This window comes from Peptoniphilus sp. BV3C26, assembly GCF_000478985.1.
Taxonomy (GTDB): domain Bacteria; phylum Bacillota; class Clostridia; order Tissierellales; family Peptoniphilaceae; genus Peptoniphilus_B; species Peptoniphilus_B koenoeneniae.
In genome coordinates this window covers 1-19,123 of record NZ_AWXB01000060.1, presented here as the reverse complement: position 1 = coordinate 19,123, position 19,123 = coordinate 1, and the positions used below count along the sequence as shown (strand labels likewise).

The window sequence follows — 19,123 nt, the reverse complement described above, 5'->3', positions numbered from 1 at the left end:
ATGAAAAAATTCGGCCTGTTTTTATTTTACCTTAAATTTAAAAACCGAAGAGGGGTTTTAAATATCTTAAAATAAAGACTAAAGCAAGAAGATACATTAAGGGTGAAACTTCTTTTTGCTTTCCTGTTAAAACTTTTAAAAATACATATGAAATCATTCCGAAGGAGATTCCTTCTGCGATGCTGTAGGCAAAAGGCATCATGGCAATTGTTAAAAAGGCAGGAATACTTTCAGTGAAATCATCAAAATTAATATCAACTATAGGACTCATCATAAAAAGTCCAACCATTACAAGGGCAGGTGCTGTTGCAGCTCCAGGTATAATGGAAATAATTGGGAAGAAAAATAGGGAAAGGAAAAAGAAAAATGCTGTTGAGAGAGAAGTAAGTCCAGTTCTTCCTCCATCAGCAACACCGGATGCACTTTCTACAAAAGTTGTTACGGTACTTGTTCCAAGTAAAGCTCCACAGGCAGTACCTACTGCATCGGCCAAAAGAGCTTGTCCTATTTTAGGAAGTTTTCCATTTTCATCAAGAAGTTTTGCTTTCGTTGCAACTCCTGTAAGAGTTCCCACAGTGTCAAAAATATCAACAAATAAAAATGTGAACATTACACTGAACATTTCAAGGGTAAAAATATTATTCCATTGAATTTTAAAAGCAACAGGTCCTAAACTTGGAGGTAAAGAAAAAATTGTGCCTTGTGGGAAACTTGTTACTCCTAAAATAAGGGCAAGAATTGTGGATCCAACTATTCCATATAAGAGGGCTCCTCTTACATTTTTTGCAGTTAAAAATGCCATTAAAACTAGGCCAAAGAAAAATACTGCAGAATTTTTTGAAATTAAATTTCCCATAGTTAAGATTACTCCATCTCCTGAGGAAACAATTCCTGCTGAAGAAAGACCTATAAGGGCTATAAAAAGTCCTATTCCTACAGAAACAGCCTTTTTTAAAACTATAGGTATAGCATCGAAAAGGGCTTCACGAACTTTAAAAATTGATAACAATAAAAAAAGGACACCTTCAATAAACACTGCAGTAAGAGCGTATTGCCAGGGATGTCCCATTTGTAAAACTACCGTAAAAACAAAAAATGCATTTAATCCCATACCGGGAGCAAGTGCAAAGGGTAGGTTGGCAAGAAATGCCATTAATATAATTGCGATAATTGAGGATACAATCGTAGCTGTAAATACTCCTCCTTGGTCCATGCCTGCTTGGGAAAGTAGACTGGGGTTTACAATTAGAATGTAGCTCATAGTCATAAAGGTAGTAAGACCTGCCATAATTTCGGTTCTTACATTTGTTCCTCTTTCACTTAGGTGAAATTGATTTTCTAAAAATCCTTGGTTCAAAATAGCCTCCTAAAATAAGATTCTCATAAAAATAGCTTACGCCTAATTTTATCAGATTTTTACAAAAAATTACAAGTTGTTTTTTAAGTATTTATTTCTTTAAAATGAACTTTTATAAAAAAGTGAAAAAAGTTTTAATTTTTGAATATTTTATTTCTTAAGGTATAATATTTTTATGACATTAATAAAAAGTAGTTCAAATAATAAATTCAAATTTTATAAATCCTTATTGGAAAAAAAGTACAGAGATAAAGAAAAAATCTTTTTAGTTGAAGGACCTATTGTTTTAGAAGAAGCCCTTAAAATTTACAAACCAATTTATATGGCCATTGAAGAGGAAAAACAATTTGAGAATCTAAAAAAAGATATAGAAAAAATTTCTCACGACTATTATAGTAAAAGTCTTTTTTCATCTTTAAGCTCAACAGTAAATTCTCAGGGTATAATTGCATATTTCAAAAAATTTGAAAGAGAGTTTAAAGAAAAAGAGGGAAAATATATTTATCTTGACGGAATAAAAGACCCGGGAAATTTAGGAGGCATAATAAGAAGTGCCGATGCCTTTAACCTTAATGGGGTGATCCTCTCAAAAGAGACAGTTGATTTATATAATCCTAAAACAGTGAGATCTTCCATGGCTTCTATTTTTAGAATTCCAATTTATCAAGATGTAGGCGGGGATATTCTCTATAAAAACAGGGATAATTTCAAAATTGTAACTACAAGTTTAAATAATTCTACTTCTTCAAGGGAATATAAATTTGAAAAAAATACAATTTTAATAATAGGAAACGAAGCTCACGGTATAGGAGAGGACCTTATGAAGTTAAGTGACGACAATATAGTGATTCCCATTAGTAGACAAGTGGACTCTTTAAATGCCAATGTTGCCGCATCAATTTTAATGTATGAGATGACTAAATGAAAAAGATTGTTTTAATAGATAAAAGAGCCGATGAAAATATTGAAAAAAATTTAAAAAAATTTGGTTATAAAGTTTTAAAAACTTGCGAGAATAAAAACATTCCATTTCCCTTGAACACTCATCCAGATATTTTAGTCCATAAATTTCCCGACGGAAGTCTTATAGTTGATAGGGATAATTATGACTATTACTGCGAGATTTTTCCAGAAAGAAAAGTTATAAAGGCTTCTAAATCTTTCGGGTCAACTTATAGGGACTATGTAAGTCTTAATTGTCTTAGTTTTGCGAATTATTTTATTCATAATTTAGAGCTTACAGATGAAATTATCTTAAATTATTATAAAAGGCATGGATATACTTTAATTAATGTAAACCAAGGTTATACAAAGTGTAATTTAGCTTTGGGTTCAAATTTTTTAATTACTTCAGACATGGGTATCTACAAGAAGCTTAAAGATATTACAAATATATATTTAATTGAAAAAGGTTTTATAGAGCTTAAAAATTATAATTATGGGTTTATAGGCGGAGCCACAGGACAAGTTTTAGATAAGTTTTTTATAAGCGGTCCCTACAAGGATCATCCTTCTAAGGAGATTTTAGAAAAATTTAAGCCTCAAGTTTTATCTGAAAAATTAGTGGATTATGGTGGGATCCTTGACATGTGTGTTTTTTAAAAAATTTGACAAATTATAAAAAATGTGTTAGTATATCTCCATTGGTTGAAGGGAAGAGTAAAATATCTAAGAAATTAGACAGAGAGAAGCTAAGAAAGGCTGAGAATGCTTCAAATTTCATTTATTTGAAAACTAACCCGGAGCTCCTTGGTAATGCAAGGCGTAAGATATGCGATAAATTCTTAGAGTTTAATTAAGGTGGAACCACGGTCATCGTCCTTTTGGATGATGGCTTTTTTTATTTATTTTTTAATTTAGGAGGAAAAGGATGAAGATTTATTTACCTGACAATTCAGAACTTGAATTTGACGGACCGGTTAAGGTTATGGACATAGCCGGAAAGATTTCTGAAGGTTTAAAGAGAAATGCTCTAGGAGCTGTTGTTAATGGAGAAATTTTAGGTATGGGAGAGTTAGTTGAAAAGGATGCCCATGTTAAAATTGTTACTTTTGATGATATTGAAGGTAAGAAGATTTTTTGGCATACAAGCTCTCATCTTATGGCATATGCTATTAAAGAATTATGGCCTGAAACAAAGTTTGCTATAGGACCTGCTATAGACAACGGTTTTTATTATGACATTGACTTGGAAGAAAGAATAACACCGGAAGATTTACAAAAAATTGAAGAAAAAATGGCTGAAATTGTTAAAAAAGCTTACGATGTAGAAGCTTCAAAAATGAAAAGACAAGAAGCTATTGAATATTTTGAAAAAGAAGGCCAAGATTATAAGGTTGAACTTATAAAAGATCTTGATGATGAAGAAGTTTATATTTATAAAATTGGAGATTTTGTAGACCTTTGCAAGGGACCTCACATTGAAAATATAAAATCTATAAAGGCTATAAAACTTCTTTCCGTTGCAGGTGCATATTGGAGAGGAGATTCCGACAATAAAATGCTTCAAAGAATCTATGGAATCAGTTTCATGAAGAAAAAACAACTTGATGAATATCTTCAAAGAATAGAAGAAGCTGAAAAAAGAGATCACAGGAAAATTGGTAAAGAGTTGGATTTATTTACAATGAGAGATGAAGGACCTGGATTTCCATTCTTCTTACCTCACGGTATGATTTTGAAAAACAATCTTTTAAACTGGTGGAGAAATATTTTACTTGAAAGAGGATATGGAGAAATTCAAACTCCTATTATCTTAAATGAAGCTTTATGGCACAGATCAGGTCACTGGGATCACTATAAGGACAATATGTATTTTACAAAAATAGATAATGAAGACTATGCTGTAAAACCGATGAACTGCCCAGGTTCAATACTTGTTTATGAAGAAAACACTCATTCTTACAGAGATCTTCCTATAAGACTTTCTGAATTTGGTCAAGTTCATAGACATGAACTTTCAGGAGCTCTTCACGGATTATTTAGAGTAAGGACTTTTACTCAAGATGATGCTCACGTATATTGTCTTCCTTCACAAGTAAAAGATGAAGTTTTCAAAATGATAGACCTTGCAGATCTTCTTTATTCAACTTTCGGCTTTAAGTATAAAATTGAACTTTCTACAAGACCTGACGATTTTATGGGAAAAATTGAAGATTGGAACATTGCTGAAAAGAATTTAAAAGACGCTCTTGAAGAAAAGGGTCTTAAGTATGAAATTAATGAAGGAGACGGAGCCTTTTACGGTCCTAAAATAGATTTCCATCTTGAAGATGCTATAGGAAGAACATGGCAATGTGGAACTATCCAACTTGATTTCCAAATGCCTCAAAACTTTGAACTTTCCTATATTAATGAAAATGGCGAAAAGGCAAGACCGGTAATGCTTCACAGGGCTTTGCTGGGATCTATTGAAAGATTTATGGGTATTTTAATTGAACACTTTGCAGGAAAATTCCCTCTTTGGTTAAGTCCTGTTCAAATTCAAATTATTCCTGTTTCTGAAAAATTTTATGAATATGCTGAAGATTTAAGGAAAAAATTTAAAGAAAAAGGCTTTAGAGTTGAAATAGACGAAAGAGCTGAAAAAGTTGGATATAAGATTCGCCAAGCTCAACTTAAAAAAATTAATTATATGTTAGTTGTAGGTGAACAAGAAATGGAATCAGGTCTTCTTTCAGTAAGAAAGAGAAATGGTCAAGAAATAAAAGATGTTAAGTTTGATGATTTTGTAAGAGATCTACAAGAAGAAGTAGATTCAAAAAGAATAGAAGATTAGTTTCTCAATTTTTTCATAGGGGTGCCTCGGCACCTCCCTTTTTATTTTAATGGACTTCACGCAATAAAGCTTTAGTAAGGGTATCTTGAAAAATAAAAAGAATTTTTGTAAAATAACGACAAAACATAAATAAGGAGGAAGATTATGTTTAAAAAATTAGTTACAGTATCATTAATAGCTACACTTCTTCTTAGTGGTTGCGGAAATAAAAATGCAGCACCTAAGAACAGTAAAGAAGCAAATGGAAATGCTAAACCAGCAGCAACTGAAATGGCTTATAAAGACGGTGAATATACAAAAGACAGCGAACCCGACGAACATGGTGGATATATGACAGCAACAGTTACTGTAAAAGATGGTAAGATTACAGACGCAGGACTTGTTCTTTACAACGGTGATGGAAGCGAAAAGGACGAAAACTACGGAAAAGAAAACGGAGAAATTAAAAATCAAGAAACCTACGATAAAGCTCAAGCATCTCTTGAAGGAGCTAAAGATTATCCAAAGCAACTTGTTGAAAAACAAGACATTACTAAAGTTGATTCAGTAACAGGGGCAACCCATACTCATGCTGCTTATGTTGAACTTGTAAGCAAAATGCTTGAAGAAGCTAAGGCTGAATAATAAATTGCCGCCGAAAGGTGACTTTTTATAAAAAGATACTGTGAAAATTTTATAACATTTTAATCAAATAGATTTCATAAATAGCAAATATTAGAGGTTTGCTATTTTTATTTTTTTAGTAAAAATTTTTTATTAATACTAATATATAATTACTTGAAAAAGAAGCTTATATATGCTATTATACTTAAATGTAACCGCACAGAGTAGGTATTAAGTCTTAGACGCCTACAATGGCGAGTCTTATTTATGAGGAGGTGCTACAATGTACGCTGTTATTGAAACAGGCGGAAAGCAATATCAAGTTAGCGTTGGAGATAAAATCAAAGTTGAAAAACTTGATGTTGCAGAAGGTCAAACTCTTGTATTCGACAGAGTTTTAGTTCTTGGAGGCGATGACATTAAAATCGGTAAACCTTTAGTTGAAGGTGCCAAGGTTGAAGCTAAGGTTTTAGCTCAAGGCAAAGATAAAAAAGTTATTACTTACAAGTATAAATCTAAAAAGAATGAGAGAACAAAAAAAGGACATCGTCAACCTTACACATTTGTTGAAATTTTAAGTATTGCATAATGACTGAGATTGTATTTTTTTCGTCGAATAATATTTTTCTTGGCTTTGAAGCAAAAGGCCATGCCTATGCAGACAATGATAGTGAAGAAATTGTGTGTGCAGGGATTTCAGCATTAACTCAAACATTTTATTTTTCTTTGCTTGAGTTATTAAATTTTGACGAAAGCGATATTTATGATAAGCAAACTGACGGATATTTAATGATAAGAGTAAATAGAAAATTGGCAGATAATGAAAAGGTTCAACTTTTATTTAATTCACTTAAGCTTGGACTTGATTTAATAAGAATGCAATTTTCTGAAAACTTAAAGATCGAAATACAGGAGGTGCAGAATGATTAAATTTAATCTTCAACTGTTTTCATCTAAAAAGGGAGCAGGTTCATCTAAAAACGGTAGAGACTCTCAATCAAAAAGACTTGGAGTTAAAAAAGGTGATGGACAATTCGTTCTTGCAGGAAACATAATAGTTAGACAAAGGGGAACAAGAATTCATCCAGGTCTAAATGTTATGAGAGGCAAAGATGATACTCTTTTTGCAACTGAAAACGGCAGAGTAAAATTTGAAACTAAAGGCAGAGGAAACAAAAAATACGCAAGTGTTTATCCTGAAGCTGAATTAGCATAATGGTCGCAGTATTGCGACCTTATTTTTTTATTAATATTTAACTTTTTCTTAAAAGTGCCTTTAATTTCATGTGATATAATTAAAAAAAGGTGAAATTATGTTTATAGATATAGCAAATATAAAAGTTAAAGCAGGTAAAGGCGGAGATGGTGCCGTTGCTTGGAGAAGAGAAAAATATGAACCTGCCGGAGGACCTGCCGGAGGAGATGGAGGTCGCGGCGGCGATATAATTTTAAAAACGGATACTGGAATTCATACTTTACTTGATTTTAGATACAAAAGAGAATATAAAGCCGAAAATGGCGAAAATGGAATGAGCAAATTAAAATTTGGAGCTCAGGGAAAAGATATAGTCCTTAAAGTTCCTCTAGGAACCCTTGTTAAAGATAAGGATTCAGGAGGAGTTATTGTTGATTTAAATAAAAAGGACATGGAATATGTAATTGCAAAAGGTGGTCGTGGCGGCAAGGGTAATGCAAAATTTAAAAATTCTACAAGACAAGCTCCTACTTTTGCAGAAGCAGGAACTCGCGGAGAAGAAAAAGAAATTACTTTAGAGCTTAAGCTTCTTGCTGATGTTGGACTTGTAGGCTTTCCAAATGTAGGAAAGTCAACTCTTCTTTCAGTTGTATCAAATGCAAGACCTAAAATTGCAAACTATCATTTTACAACTTTAAAACCTAATTTAGGACTTGTTAATCTTGGACCAGAAGAAAGTTTTGTAATTGCAGATATACCTGGTCTTATAGAGGGTGCTGCTCAAGGACAGGGCCTTGGAGATGAGTTTTTAAGACACATTGAAAGGACTAAGGTTTTAATCCATGTTATTGATGTTTCAGGAAGTGAAGGAAGAGATCCTGTAAGTGATTTTTATAAAATTATGGATGAGCTGAAAAATTACAATGAAAAGCTTCTTCATAAACCTATGATTATCTTTGCCAATAAAATGGATATTCCAGGCAGCGAAGAAGGCCTTGAAAAACTTAAAAAAGAGTTTCAAAATAAGTATGAAATATATGAAGGGTCTGCAGCAAGTGGAAAAAACTTAAAGGACCTTATGTTTAGAGCTTTTAAACTTGTAAATGAAACGGAATTGGAAGAAGAAACTTACGATGAAAAATTTGTAGAAGTTTCTCAAAAAGAAGAAGGTATAAATGTATATCTTGATGAATCAAATAGCTTTGTTGTTGATGGACCCTATATTGAAAAGTTAGTTAAGTCCACAAACTTTGAAGATAGGGATTCTTTGAGATATTTCCAAGAAAATTTAAGAAAAAATGGTGTAATAGATAAACTTAAAAAATTGGGAATAGAAGAAAAAGATTCCGTTTTTATTGACGGATATGAATTTGAATTTTTTGAATAGGTGATTAAATGATAAATGGAAGACAAAGGTCATATTTAAAGAGCTTAGCTCACAATTTAAGACCTTGTATGCAAATTGGAAAGTCAGGTCTTAGTGATATGGCTTACAGTCAACTTGACAAGCTTCTTGAGGACCATGAACTTGTAAAAATAAATTTTTTACAAAATTCTCCAGTTGAAGCAAAAGAAGTTGCTGATGAAATTTTAGCTGAAATGGGTGCTGAATTTGTTCAGCAAATAGGAAGCAAATTAACAATTTATAGAGAATCAAAAGAGAATAAAAAAATAGAGTTATGAAATATGGAATAATGGGAGGGACTTTCAATCCTATTCATCTTGGACATCTTATGATAGCAGAGTATCTGTCTGAACAAATGAATATAGATAAGGTTATATTTTTACCTACAGGGAACCCTCCTCACAAGGATCACCTAAAAGCTGATGCCTTTCACAGGTTTAATATGGCTTATCTTGCAATTAAGGATAATCCTAAGTTTATAATTTCTGACATCGAAACTATAAGAACTGGATTTTCTTATACTGTTGACACTTTAAATGAGCTTAAAAGTCTTTATAGGGGAGATTTTTATTTTTTCTTAGGAAGTGACACTGTTTTTCTTTTAAAACTTTGGAAAAATTTTGACCAAGTTGCAAAGAATTGTAAGTTTGTCGCTTCAATTCGTCCCGGATATGAAAAGATTGATGAACTTGAAAAAGAAATAGTTTATTTGAAAAAAAATTACGGGGCGGAGATTTATCTTTTAAAGGATCTTCCTCAGTATGAAATTTCTTCTACTGATATAAGAAAGAGAATAAAAGAGGGGAAATCCATAAAATACTTAGTGCCTGACAATGTAATTAAATATATAGAGGACGAGGGTCTTTATGAAAACTATTGAATTTATTAAAGAAGATCTTAAAAAAAATTTAAAAAAATCAAGATATGAGCACTCCCTAAGAGTTGCCGACACTGCAAAAAAACTTGCAAAAATTTATGGAGTGGATAAGGATAAGGCATATTTAGCAGGGCTTATTCACGATAGTGCAAAGTACAATAGAGATCCCTTTGAACTTGCTGAAGAATTTAATTTTAAATTGAGTCAAAATTTAATAGAATCTCCTCAGCTTATACACTGTTACCTTGCTCCACTTAAAGTTAAGAGAGATTATAAAATAAATGATGAAGAAATCCTTGAAGCTATAAAATCTCATACGACTGGCAAAATTAATATGAGCCCTTTAGACAAGATTATTTTTATTGCAGACTATATAGAACCGGGAAGAGATTTTGAAGGGGTCTGTGAAGCTCGTAGGCTTTCAGAAGAGGACTTAAATCTTGCCTGCCTATATAAATTTGATTCAACAATTAAATTTTTAATAAAAGAAAAAAAAGTAATAGACTTAGAAACAATTAAAGCAAGAAATAACTTATTGGAGAAATTATGATTAAATTTTTAAAAGGTTTTTTTACCACACTTCTTATTCTTATTATTTTGGGAATTGGATTTGTAGGATATTTTATATTTATAAATAAGGGTCAGGGTCCTTCAGAAATATTAGAAGGATTAAAGGGACAAAACGGATCTTATTCATTTTTACTTTTGGGAGTGGATTCTCTTGACCAAAAAAATACAGAAAATACAAGATCAGATGTAATTATGATTGGAAATTTAAACTTTGATCAGGGAAAAATTCATCTTATTTCAATTCCAAGAGACACAAGAACAATAATAGCAGGAAGAAAAAGAAAAGAAAAAATAAATCATTCCTTTGCTTATGGTGGAAGCGAATTAACTTTAAAAACCGTAAACAATTTACTGGGCACAGATATTAAAAATTATATTACTGTTGATTATAGTTTTATAAAAGGGGTAGTAAATTCCGTAGGAGGAGTAAAAGTTGATATTCCTATAGACATGGACTATGATGATGAATGGGACAAACCGCCTCTTCACATTCACTTTAAACAGGGACTACAAAAATTAAATGGAAATGATGCGATAAAATTTTTAAGGTTTAGACATGGCTACAAAGAAAATGATTTAGACAGAGTTAAAGCTCAAAGGAATTTTGTAAAAGCTCTTGCCAATAAAATAAAAAGCCCAAGAGGAGTTTTGGGAATCCCTGCAATCATAAACACTTACAAAAAACATGCAGATACAAATATGGAATTTTCAGAAGTTGTGAAACTTGGACTTGCTGCAAGAAAGTTGGATTTATCAGATATTTCTTCAGACACAATAGAAGGAAGACCTAAATATATAGGCAAAATTTCTTATTTTATAATGGATGAAGAAAAAACTGATGACTTGTTAAGAACAATAGGAATAAAATAGGAGGTTCATTTGGACGTTAAAGAAAAATTGAAAATTATTACGGATTCCTGTGAAGAGAAAAAAGGTATAAACATAAAAGTTTTAGACATAAAAAATTTAAGTTCAATTGCAGATTATTTTGTAATCGTAAGTGGAAATTCATCAGCTCAGGTAAAATCCCTTGCAGATGAAATTGAAGAAAAAATGAGTGAAAACGGCTATGACACCGACAATCAGGAAGGTAGAAATTCCATGAGGTGGATTCTTTTAGATTACGGTGATATAATAGTACATGTATTCCACAGAGATGAAAGAGAATATTATAATCTTGAAAGGCTCTGGGAAAATGGTGAAATTAAAAAAAATCAGGAGGAAAACAATGAGCGTTAAAACTTTACACACAGACAAGGCACCTGCAGCAGTAGGACCTTATTCACAAGCAATTCAAGTAGGTAATTTTATTTTTACATCAGGACAAATTCCACTTTGCCCAGAAACAGGTGAACTTGTAAGCGAATCAATAGAAAAAGCAACAAAGAGAAGTCTTGAAAACAATAAGGCAATTCTTGAAAATGCAGGATCAAGTTTAAATAAGGTAATTAAAGTAAATATTTTCTTAAAAGACATTAACGATTTTGCTAAGGTAAACGGAGTATATGCAGAATATTTTAATGAACATAAACCTGCAAGAAGCTGTGTACAAGTTGCAGCAATTCCTAAGGATGCAATGATTGAAATTGAAATGATTGCTGAATGCTAATTAAAGCTAATTAAAATCCCGTTTAAGACGGGATTTTTTATATAGTAATCTTGACATTTTTTTTAAAAAAAGATAAAATGTATATTGCGCTTTTCTAGAGGTGATATTTATGATACTCAGTATAAAGGATTTTTTGCAAAGTTCAGATAGAATATTAAACTTTGAAGGAGACCTTAAAGAAAATGAAAGCGACTATAATATAGATGGACTTGGAATAAATTTTCCGATTTCATATAAGGGACATCTGTATAATTTAGATGATGAATTAAAACTTGATTTACTTATTGAATATGAGTATAATACAAAATGCGACAGATGTTTAAAAGAAATGCAAAATCATGTAAAAACAAAACTTGAAGCTTATTTTATAAAAGATTTAAGAAATATAGATGATGATGCAATGACCGAATATTTTACAATGAATGATGAGGGGATTTTTTTAGATGATCTCATTATTTCTCAAGTAATCACATCAATGCCAGGAAAAGTTTTATGCAAAGAAGATTGCAAAGGACTTTGCCCGAAATGTGGTAAAGATTTAAATCAAGGACCATGTGATTGCAAGGATGAGAGCCAAGTAGATCCCAGATTTAAGAATTTATTAAATCTCTTTAATGAGGAGGTGTGAGAATGGCTGTACCAAAGAGGAAAACTTCAAAACAAAGAAGAAACAAAAGACGTGCTTCTTCATACAGATTAAACAAAGTAACTGTAGTTGAATGTCCTAACTGCCATGAGGCAAAACTTCCACACAGAGTGTGTCCAAGCTGTGGATTCTACGACGGAAAAGAAGTTATTGCAATGGACTAATTGCGCACGAGAAAAATAAGCGCTCGATGCGCTTTTTTTATTGGAAAAATTTATGTGTTAGATAGTTTACAATTAGATTACAAAACGGTTACAAATAGTTTTAATTAATGAATTTATGTTAATATTAACCTGAGGTGAAAAGATTGAAAAAATTAATATTTATTTTTTCAGTCCTTTTTTTATTCACAAATGCCTTTGCAGGCGAAAAAATAGAAGGACCGAAAAAACTTTCAGGAGAAACTGAAGAAGACTCATATATTATTTCTTTTGAAAACAATGAAAAAATTATAAAAAACGAAAAAAAGAAGAAATTTATTTAGAAATAAATATAAAAGATTTAAATTCAAAAAAATGTGTGAATTTAAAAAAAGCGTTAGAAGGAAATGAAAAAGAAAAAATTGAAATAAAAAAGGCAGAAATTGAAAGTTCAATAAAAGCCAAAGCCTATGAAATTAAAATAAGATATCTTATAGGAAAAAACAAAAGTCAATATTCAAACTCCATAACCCTTGGAGAAGTGCCAATATATAATAATTACAGTGATTGGGCAAAAGCAAAATTAGATAAAGCTCAAAAACTGGGCATACTTTCTGACAAGGTAAGAAGTGATATGAAAAAAGAAATTACAAGAGAAGAATTTGCAGAACTTCTTGTAAAAATATATGAAAAAAAAGATTGGATTCATGTTCACAAAAAGGAAAGCCCATTTTCAGACTGTGATTCAAAGTGGGCAAATGCAGTAAATGAATTGGATTTATTAAAGGGCTATAACAATAAATTTTATCCAAATAAGAAACTTAAAAAATATGAAGGAGCCATTGTTTATAGTAAAATCCTTAACTTAAAAGAAAATTTAAAAAGTAAAAATAAAATTAAAGACATTTCAAAATTAAATGATTTTGCAAAAATTTCTGTAGAAAATACAGTGGAAGAAAAAATATTTGCCCTTTCTAAAGGAAAATTTTATCCGGAAAAAAATCTTACAAGAGAAGAAGTTATTTGCCAACTTATGGATATTATAGACAAAAAAATATAAAAGTCCCCTGAAAAGGGGATTTTTGTTTAAAAAGATATTATAATAATAATAAAAGGAGGCTTCCTATGAAAATTAAAAAAATACTTTGTATATGTTTAGCTTTTATAATTTTAAGTTTTCCGGTAAACCTATTTGCTAAAGAAGAAATTCAGGTAATACTTGAACAACCGGCAAAACTTTCAGCAAAAGCAGGAGAGGATTTATATTATTATATAGATGTAAATCTTCCGGAAAACTACGAAACTATATATAAATCTTTTGTAGTAACGGTTCTAACAGATAAAAATTTAAGCGTAGAGGATATAAGTTTGAGAGGAGCTCAAAGGGAAAAAGGTAAAATTGATTTAAAAACAAGCTCCGTAAAAAACAACACCCAATATTTAACCACTCTTTCAGTAAATGACTTAGGCTATTTAAAGGGAGTAAAAAATCTTAAAGTTGGTATAAAAACAAGGGTAAAATCTAACGTTTCAAATGTAGAAAACTTTAAAAACTCAATTATAGTTACAAGTGTGAACAATGATGGAAAAGAAAACACAGACCAAAAAAACTTTCAATCTCAAACAAAAGTTGAAGACGGAAGCATAAAAGTTGAAACCATCTATACAGATTCTGATTTTGTTGTAGGAACTACAAATCCAATGGCAAAAATAGATATTTCAACAAAAGAAAAAATAGGTCAGGGCTTTTCTGATAAAGATGGAAATTTTAAAATAAATATTCCAAGACAGGGAGAAAACACAAGTATAAACATCCTTGCAACTTGGAACGAAAATAAAGTAGAAAAAAAGGCAAATGCCAAAGCTCTTGTAGTTGTAAGAGAAAAATCTTTAGATAAAGATCTTTTATTAAGTGAGGAAAATGAAAAAAACAAAAAAGATCCTCAAGATGTAAATATGAAAAAAAATAAAAACTTGGGAGATCTTGAAAATTTACAAATTCTTGTAAATGCTGGTAAAAATTTAAATCCTCAAGATGCTTCAAGGGAAAACTTTGCTAAAATAAAAGCCTTAGTTGCAACAGGAGAATATTTACTTGTAAAAACTGACAAAAATCCGGAAGAAATTAACAAAATTTCAAACGATCTTCTGGAAACAATTAAATTTTTTAGGAAACCTTATATGAACGGTGTAAGTAAAAATGAGTTTAAAGGCTATGCACCTATGACAAGAGCTCAAGCTGCAGCAGTTTTTGCCCTTTTAAGCAACAAAACTATGCCAAGTGGAGATTATTCTGACTTTAAAGATGTATCTCAAGAAATGTGGTATGCTGATGCCGTTGCCTATGTGGAAAAAAATGGAATAATGGCAGGCTATAAAGACTCAACATTTAAACCGAATAAAAAACTTACAAGGGCAGAGTTTGCACAAATAGTAATGAATTTTAAAAAGCTTAACCAAATTTCAGATAAGACTTTTAGTGATGTAAAAGAAGACCATTGGGCTTATAATGCAATAAATTCAGTTGCTAAATGGGGCTTTATGTCAGGCAGGTCAGATAAGAAATTTGCACCGGATCAAGGAATAAAACGTGAAGAAGTTGCCAGTGTAATAAATAGAATGGAAGGAAGAAGACCGGATAGGGCATTTATAGATAAATTTTCTGAAAATCCATTTAAGGATGTTAAAAAATCCAATTGGGCCTACTATGAAATATTAGAAGCAACAGGAAAATAATAATTTTTTATATTTTTCATAAAATCTTTATAAAATCTTAATTATTACTTTAAATATAGTTTATTTTTCTTAGATATAATAAATACTGAGGTGGATTATGGAAGTTTTAAAAGAAACACCTAAAGTAAAAAAAGCTAAGAAAATTATAACAAAGGCAAAAAATCCTGTGAAAAATATAAAAAGAGAAAGTTTAATATTAAAGATTTTATTTTATCTAAGTTTATTGTTTATAATAGGTTTTGGAGTTTGGGGATATAAATCCGGAATTTTTAACTCTAAATCAGACCTTATAAAATATATAAATTCAACTGGAGTTTGGGGATCTATTATATTTATTATTGTACAAATTGTACAAGTTGTAATTCCCATAATACCCGGCGGAATAACATCAATAGTTGGAGTAATAATCTTTGGAGCCTTAAAGGGAACATTTTATAATTATATAGGCATTTTAATAGGAAGCTTTATAAACTTTTTTCTTGCAAGACATTTTGGTAGCTCTATGGTAAGAAAAATTATAGGAGATAAAAACTTTGACAAATATGGTGATTTTTTGGAAAAGAAAAATTTCAACACTTTATTTGCTCTTGCAATTTTTTCACCAGTAGCACCGGACGACATATTGTGTCTTTTTGCGGGGCTTACTAAGATGAGGATCAAAACTTTTGCTTTGATTTTAATATTTTTAAAACCATTTGCTTTGATTGCCTACACCTTAGGAACAATATTTGCCTTAGACAAATTCAGTATTTTTAAATTTTGGTAATTAAACCCTAGCTTAAGCTGGGGTTTTTTATTTAAATATTTATAATAACTTTACATAAAAGATAAATTTAATAAGAAATCTATCAAATTAATAAAAATAATTTGCATTGACAAATAAATGCTTAAGAGGTAACCTCTTTGTAGAGGTAAATTTAAAATATTTATCTTAGGGTACTGTCCGCTCATTAATTTGAAACAAATTTTATTAAAAATTTTCAAACGATAAAGTGTTAATCAAAATTTTATCAAATTTTTAACCGGGGTCCTCTGTAGAAAAGTTGTATTATTTTAATTATATGGGGGTTAGATAATGAAGTACCAATTAAATGTACCGACACCACGTTCTTATACATATGTCACTAAGAACATACCGGAAGTTACTGTTGAACAAAGAGAAAGAGCTTTAAAAGCAACTCACTACAATGAATTTGCATTTCCTGCAGGAATGCTTACAATTGATATGCTTTCAGACTCAGGAACAACTGCCATGACTGATGTGCAATGGTCTGCAATGTTCTTAGGAGACGAATCATATGGTAGAAATAAGGGATATTATGTTCTTTTAGATACTTTTAGAGATGTATTTGAAAGAGGAAATGATCAAAAAAGAATAATAGACCTTGTTAGAACTGATTGTACAGATGTTGAAAAAATGATGGATGAAGTCTATCTTTGCGAATATGAAGGGGGACTTTTCAATGGAGGTTCCGCTCAAATGGAAAGACCAAACACATTTATCATCCAACAAGGCCGTGCTGCAGAATCAGTACTTTTTGAACTTGTAAGAAATATTTTAAATAGTAGGGAACCTGGAAAGACATATACAATTCCATCCAACGGTCACTTTGACACAACAGAAGGAAATATTAAACAAATGGGTTCTATTCCAAGAAACCTTTATAATAAAGAATTATTATGGGATATTCCTGAAGGTGGTAAATACGAAAGAAATCCTTTTAAAGGAAACATGGATACAGAAAAACTTGAAGAGTTAATTACAAAACTTGGACCTGAAAATGTGCCTTTAGTTTATACAACTATTACAAATAACACAATTTGTGGTCAACCTGTATCAATGGCAAACCTTCGTGAATGTTCAAGAATAGCTCACAAATATGACATTCCTTATATGTTTGATGCAGCAAGATGGGCTGAAAATGCTTACTTTATTAAAGTAAATGAAGAAGGCTACCAAGATAAGTCAATAAACGAAATAGCTAAAGAAATGTTCTCATATTGTGACGGCTTTACAGCTTCTCTTAAAAAAGATGGCCACGCAAACATGGGTGGAGTTTTAGCTTTTAGAGATAAGGGATTATTTTGGAAGAAATTCTCAGACTTTAACGAAGATGGATCAGTAAAAACAGATGTAGGTATCCTACTTAAAGTTAAACAAATTTCATGCTACGGTAATGACTCTTACGGTGGAATGAGTGGTCGTGATATAATGGCACTAGCAGCAGGACTTTATGAAGCATCAAAATTTGAATATTTAGACGCTCGTGTTAAACAATGTGAATATCTTGCTCAAGGTCTTTATAAAGCAGGAGTAAAGGGAGTTGTACTTCCAGCAGGTGGACATGGAGTTTATATAAACATGGATGAATTCTTTGACAACAAACGTGGACCTCTTACTTTTGCGGGTCAAGGTTTTTCAGTTGAATTGATTCGTAGATATGGCATAAGAACAGCTGAACTTGGAAATTATTCAATGGAATATGATCTAAAGACACCGGAACAACAAAAAGAAGTAGCTAACGTAGTAAGATTTGCAATAAACAGAAGTCAACTTAGCAAGGAACATATGGATTATGTAATAGCAGCTGTAAAAGCTCTTTATGAAGACAGAGCTTCAATTCCAAACATAAAAATTGTTAAAGGTCATAATCTACCAATGCGTCACTTCCACGCATTCTTGGAACCATATGCACCAAGTGAAGAAGAAAAGTAAAAAATGAATAAAATTAATCTCCCCTTAAAAGGGGAGGCTCTATATTAAATAAGGAGAGCCTTATGGAAAATAATACAGTAAAAAAGAGAGATGGATTTCAAACTAAATGGGGTTTTATTTTAGCTTGTATAGGTTCCGCAGTTGGAATGGGAAATATTTGGAGATTCCCCATATTGGTTTCTACATACGGTGGAATGACTTTCTTAATACCTTATTTTATATTTGTAGTACTAATAGGTTCTACAGGTGTAATAACTGAAATGGCCTTAGGCCGTAGTACTCAAGCAGGTTCAGTAGTAGCTTTTGGAAAATGTACAGAGCTTAGAACTGGAAATAAAACAATAGGAGAAACTATAGGACTTATACCAGTGCTTGGATCTCTTGCCCTTGCAATAGGATATACCTGCGTAATGTCATGGGTATTTAAATATACTTTTATGTCCTTTACAGGAGATCTTGCTAAAATGGGACAAGATATGGATGTAATAGGATCCACTTTCGGAGCCACAGCCACTGCAGGTGGAGCGAATTTATGGATTGTTGTAGCAATTATTGTAAGTTTTATAATAATGGTACTGGGAGTTTCAAACGGTATTGAAAAGGCAAACAAAATAATGATGCCTGTACTTTTTATACTTTTTGTAGGACTTGGAATTTATATCTTTACTCTTCCAGGATCAAGCGAAGGCTACAAATATATATTTACAGTAGATCCTGAAGGAATAAAAAATCCTAAAGTATGGGTATTTGCCTTTGGACAAGCATTTTTTTCCCTTTCTGTAGCAGGAAGTGGAACTGTAATATACGGATCATATTTAAGCAAAAAAGAATCAATACCATCTTCAGCAAGAAACGTAGCAGTATTTGATACAATAGCAGCTCTTCTTGCAGCCTTTGTAATTATCCCTGCAATGGCAGCAGCCAAGGCACCTCTTGATACAGGAGGACCGGGACTTATGTTTATATTCTTGGTTAACGTATTAAACGGAATGCCAGCAGGAAGAATAGTAGGAATTATTTTCTACGTTTGCGTTCTTTTTGCAGGAGTAAGCTCAATAATCAATCTTTATGAAACACCAGTTGCATATTTACAAGAAAAATTTAATTTTTCAAGACCTCTTGCAACAGGGGCTATACATGTAATAGGATGTGTAATTGCAATTTTAATTCAAGCAATAGTATCACAATGGATGGACGTTATTTCAATTTACATTTGTCCATTGGGAGCAGCTCTTGCAGCTATAATGTTCCTATGGGTAGCAGACAAAGAATTTGCCCTTAATGGAGTAAATGAAGGAACAATAAAACCAATAGGAGGATGGTATTATCCTCTTGCAAAATACGTTTACGTATTAGCAGCTATTACTGCTTTAATAGCAGGAGCAATGCTTGGCGGAATAGGTTGATAAAAAAATTTTCAAAACCATCGTTTTATACGGTGGTTTTTTATTTGTCAAATAAATTACTGAATAAGAAGAATAATAATATATA

General features: G+C 31.5%; 23 protein-coding genes and 1 other annotated feature. Of the genes, 22 read left to right on the top strand and 1 reads right to left on the bottom strand.

What is annotated here, in order from left to right:
• Positions 1–37: 37 nt before the first annotated feature.
• Positions 38–1,357, bottom strand: coding sequence for an NCS2 family permease (locus HMPREF1253_RS07400; RefSeq protein WP_023056177.1), 1,320 nt, complete (start codon positions 1,355–1,357; stop codon positions 38–40).
• Between the two features lie 229 nt (positions 1,358–1,586).
• On the opposite strand from HMPREF1253_RS07400, the gene HMPREF1253_RS07395 reads away from it, so the two are divergent.
• The 22 genes from HMPREF1253_RS07395 (at position 1,587) to HMPREF1253_RS07290 (ending at position 19,038) form a co-directional block, all read left to right on the top strand.
• Positions 1,587–2,282, top strand: a complete 696-nt coding sequence (locus HMPREF1253_RS07395; RefSeq protein WP_238318892.1) for an RNA methyltransferase — start codon at positions 1,587–1,589, stop codon at positions 2,280–2,282.
• Positions 2,279–2,959 (top strand): DUF6873 family GME fold protein, encoded by a 681-nt coding sequence (locus tag HMPREF1253_RS07390; protein ID WP_023056144.1) that lies wholly within the window; start codon positions 2,279–2,281, stop codon positions 2,957–2,959. The genes HMPREF1253_RS07395 and HMPREF1253_RS07390 overlap by 4 nt, the downstream gene beginning before the upstream one ends.
• 268 nt (positions 2,960–3,227) lie before the next feature.
• On the top strand, positions 3,228–5,135 hold the full coding sequence (gene thrS / locus HMPREF1253_RS07380; protein WP_023056159.1) for a threonine--tRNA ligase: 1,908 nt from the start codon (positions 3,228–3,230) through the stop codon (positions 5,133–5,135).
• A 144-nt stretch (positions 5,136–5,279) separates the two neighbouring features.
• A complete protein-coding gene (locus HMPREF1253_RS07375; RefSeq protein WP_023056204.1) occupies positions 5,280–5,759 on the top strand; it encodes an FMN-binding protein in 480 nt (159 codons plus the stop codon).
• A 182-nt stretch (positions 5,760–5,941) separates the two neighbouring features.
• Positions 5,942–6,010: a sequence feature (ribosomal protein L21 leader region), on the top strand.
• Positions 6,011–6,021: 11 nt separating this feature from the next.
• Positions 6,022–6,327 (top strand): 50S ribosomal protein L21, encoded by a 306-nt coding sequence (gene rplU, locus HMPREF1253_RS07370; RefSeq protein WP_023056190.1) that lies wholly within the window; start codon positions 6,022–6,024, stop codon positions 6,325–6,327.
• On the top strand, positions 6,327–6,668 hold the full coding sequence (locus HMPREF1253_RS07365) for a ribosomal-processing cysteine protease Prp (protein WP_023056154.1): 342 nt from the start codon (positions 6,327–6,329) through the stop codon (positions 6,666–6,668). Before rplU ends, HMPREF1253_RS07365 begins: the two co-directional genes overlap by 1 nt.
• Entirely contained in the window at positions 6,661–6,954 is a 294-nt protein-coding gene (gene rpmA, locus HMPREF1253_RS07360) for a 50S ribosomal protein L27 (protein WP_023056160.1), read from the top strand. Before HMPREF1253_RS07365 ends, rpmA begins: the two co-directional genes overlap by 8 nt.
• A 97-nt stretch (positions 6,955–7,051) precedes the next feature.
• Entirely contained in the window at positions 7,052–8,320 is a 1,269-nt protein-coding gene (obgE, locus tag HMPREF1253_RS07355; RefSeq protein ID WP_023056157.1) for a GTPase ObgE, read from the top strand.
• An 8-nt stretch (positions 8,321–8,328) separates the two neighbouring features.
• Complete coding sequence (yhbY, locus tag HMPREF1253_RS07350) at positions 8,329–8,616, top strand: ribosome assembly RNA-binding protein YhbY (protein WP_023056198.1); 288 nt, start codon at positions 8,329–8,331, stop codon at positions 8,614–8,616.
• The gene (gene nadD, locus HMPREF1253_RS07345; RefSeq protein ID WP_023056182.1) at positions 8,613–9,218 is read left to right on the top strand and encodes a nicotinate-nucleotide adenylyltransferase; all 606 of its coding nucleotides are present in this window, start codon (positions 8,613–8,615) and stop codon (positions 9,216–9,218) included. The genes yhbY and nadD overlap by 4 nt, the downstream gene beginning before the upstream one ends.
• Positions 9,205–9,765 carry a bis(5'-nucleosyl)-tetraphosphatase (symmetrical) YqeK gene (gene yqeK, locus HMPREF1253_RS07340; protein WP_023056189.1) on the top strand — a complete coding sequence of 187 codons (561 nt, stop codon included), beginning with the start codon at positions 9,205–9,207 and terminating at the stop codon, positions 9,763–9,765. The genes nadD and yqeK overlap by 14 nt, the downstream gene beginning before the upstream one ends.
• Complete coding sequence (locus tag HMPREF1253_RS07335; protein ID WP_023056186.1) at positions 9,762–10,655, top strand: LCP family protein; 894 nt, start codon at positions 9,762–9,764, stop codon at positions 10,653–10,655. The genes yqeK and HMPREF1253_RS07335 overlap by 4 nt, the downstream gene beginning before the upstream one ends.
• 9 nt (positions 10,656–10,664) lie before the next feature.
• Complete coding sequence (gene rsfS / locus HMPREF1253_RS07330) at positions 10,665–11,024, top strand: ribosome silencing factor (protein WP_023056173.1); 360 nt, start codon at positions 10,665–10,667, stop codon at positions 11,022–11,024.
• A complete protein-coding gene (locus HMPREF1253_RS07325; protein ID WP_023056148.1) occupies positions 11,014–11,394 on the top strand; it encodes a RidA family protein in 381 nt (126 codons plus the stop codon). The genes rsfS and HMPREF1253_RS07325 overlap by 11 nt, the downstream gene beginning before the upstream one ends.
• A 109-nt stretch (positions 11,395–11,503) precedes the next feature.
• Complete coding sequence (locus HMPREF1253_RS07320) at positions 11,504–12,022, top strand: DUF177 domain-containing protein (RefSeq protein ID WP_023056145.1); 519 nt, start codon at positions 11,504–11,506, stop codon at positions 12,020–12,022.
• A gap of 2 nt (positions 12,023–12,024) precedes the next feature.
• Positions 12,025–12,204: a 50S ribosomal protein L32 gene (rpmF, locus tag HMPREF1253_RS07315; RefSeq protein ID WP_023056165.1), complete on the top strand. Its 180-nt coding sequence runs from the start codon at positions 12,025–12,027 to the stop codon at positions 12,202–12,204.
• A 143-nt stretch (positions 12,205–12,347) separates the two neighbouring features.
• On the top strand, positions 12,348–12,524 hold the full coding sequence (locus HMPREF1253_RS10150) for a hypothetical protein (protein ID WP_023056151.1): 177 nt from the start codon (positions 12,348–12,350) through the stop codon (positions 12,522–12,524).
• 35 nt (positions 12,525–12,559) lie between these two features.
• Positions 12,560–13,240, top strand: a complete 681-nt coding sequence (locus HMPREF1253_RS07310; RefSeq protein ID WP_023056143.1) for an S-layer homology domain-containing protein — start codon at positions 12,560–12,562, stop codon at positions 13,238–13,240.
• Between the two features lie 65 nt (positions 13,241–13,305).
• Positions 13,306–14,916 (top strand): S-layer homology domain-containing protein, encoded by a 1,611-nt coding sequence (locus HMPREF1253_RS07305; protein WP_023056193.1) that lies wholly within the window; start codon positions 13,306–13,308, stop codon positions 14,914–14,916.
• 97 nt (positions 14,917–15,013) lie between these two features.
• Complete coding sequence (locus HMPREF1253_RS07300; RefSeq protein ID WP_023056184.1) at positions 15,014–15,682, top strand: TVP38/TMEM64 family protein; 669 nt, start codon at positions 15,014–15,016, stop codon at positions 15,680–15,682.
• A gap of 306 nt (positions 15,683–15,988) precedes the next feature.
• On the top strand, positions 15,989–17,632 hold the full coding sequence (locus HMPREF1253_RS07295) for a tryptophanase (RefSeq protein ID WP_036739776.1): 1,644 nt from the start codon (positions 15,989–15,991) through the stop codon (positions 17,630–17,632).
• A 62-nt stretch (positions 17,633–17,694) separates the two neighbouring features.
• Positions 17,695–19,038: a sodium-dependent transporter gene (locus HMPREF1253_RS07290; RefSeq protein ID WP_023056162.1), complete on the top strand. Its 1,344-nt coding sequence runs from the start codon at positions 17,695–17,697 to the stop codon at positions 19,036–19,038.
• Positions 19,039–19,123: the final 85 nt, after the last annotated feature.

What these genes read in the sequence shown, in the direction of transcription:
- HMPREF1253_RS07390 (WP_023056144.1), top strand. Translation starts at nt 2,279, where the DNA reads ATGAAAAAGATTGTTTTAATAGATAAAAGAGCCGATGAAAATATTGAA.
- HMPREF1253_RS07335 (WP_023056186.1), top strand. Translation starts at nt 9,762, where the DNA reads ATGATTAAATTTTTAAAAGGTTTTTTTACCACACTTCTTATTCTTATT.
- rpmF (WP_023056165.1), top strand. Translation starts at nt 12,025, where the DNA reads ATGGCTGTACCAAAGAGGAAAACTTCAAAACAAAGAAGAAACAAAAGA.
- HMPREF1253_RS07300 (WP_023056184.1), top strand. Translation starts at nt 15,014, where the DNA reads ATGGAAGTTTTAAAAGAAACACCTAAAGTAAAAAAAGCTAAGAAAATT.
- yqeK (WP_023056189.1), top strand. Translation starts at nt 9,205, where the DNA reads ATGAAAACTATTGAATTTATTAAAGAAGATCTTAAAAAAAATTTAAAA.
- yhbY (WP_023056198.1), top strand. Translation starts at nt 8,329, where the DNA reads ATGATAAATGGAAGACAAAGGTCATATTTAAAGAGCTTAGCTCACAAT.
- rpmA (WP_023056160.1), top strand. Translation starts at nt 6,661, where the DNA reads ATGATTAAATTTAATCTTCAACTGTTTTCATCTAAAAAGGGAGCAGGT.
- HMPREF1253_RS07365 (WP_023056154.1), top strand. Translation starts at nt 6,327, where the DNA reads ATGACTGAGATTGTATTTTTTTCGTCGAATAATATTTTTCTTGGCTTT.
- HMPREF1253_RS07305 (WP_023056193.1), top strand. Translation starts at nt 13,306, where the DNA reads ATGAAAATTAAAAAAATACTTTGTATATGTTTAGCTTTTATAATTTTA.
- HMPREF1253_RS07320 (WP_023056145.1), top strand. Translation starts at nt 11,504, where the DNA reads ATGATACTCAGTATAAAGGATTTTTTGCAAAGTTCAGATAGAATATTA.
- HMPREF1253_RS07325 (WP_023056148.1), top strand. Translation starts at nt 11,014, where the DNA reads ATGAGCGTTAAAACTTTACACACAGACAAGGCACCTGCAGCAGTAGGA.
- obgE (WP_023056157.1), top strand. Translation starts at nt 7,052, where the DNA reads ATGTTTATAGATATAGCAAATATAAAAGTTAAAGCAGGTAAAGGCGGA.
- thrS (WP_023056159.1), top strand. Translation starts at nt 3,228, where the DNA reads ATGAAGATTTATTTACCTGACAATTCAGAACTTGAATTTGACGGACCG.
- HMPREF1253_RS07375 (WP_023056204.1), top strand. Translation starts at nt 5,280, where the DNA reads ATGTTTAAAAAATTAGTTACAGTATCATTAATAGCTACACTTCTTCTT.
- HMPREF1253_RS07290 (WP_023056162.1), top strand. Translation starts at nt 17,695, where the DNA reads ATGGAAAATAATACAGTAAAAAAGAGAGATGGATTTCAAACTAAATGG.
- rplU (WP_023056190.1), top strand. Translation starts at nt 6,022, where the DNA reads ATGTACGCTGTTATTGAAACAGGCGGAAAGCAATATCAAGTTAGCGTT.
- nadD (WP_023056182.1), top strand. Translation starts at nt 8,613, where the DNA reads ATGAAATATGGAATAATGGGAGGGACTTTCAATCCTATTCATCTTGGA.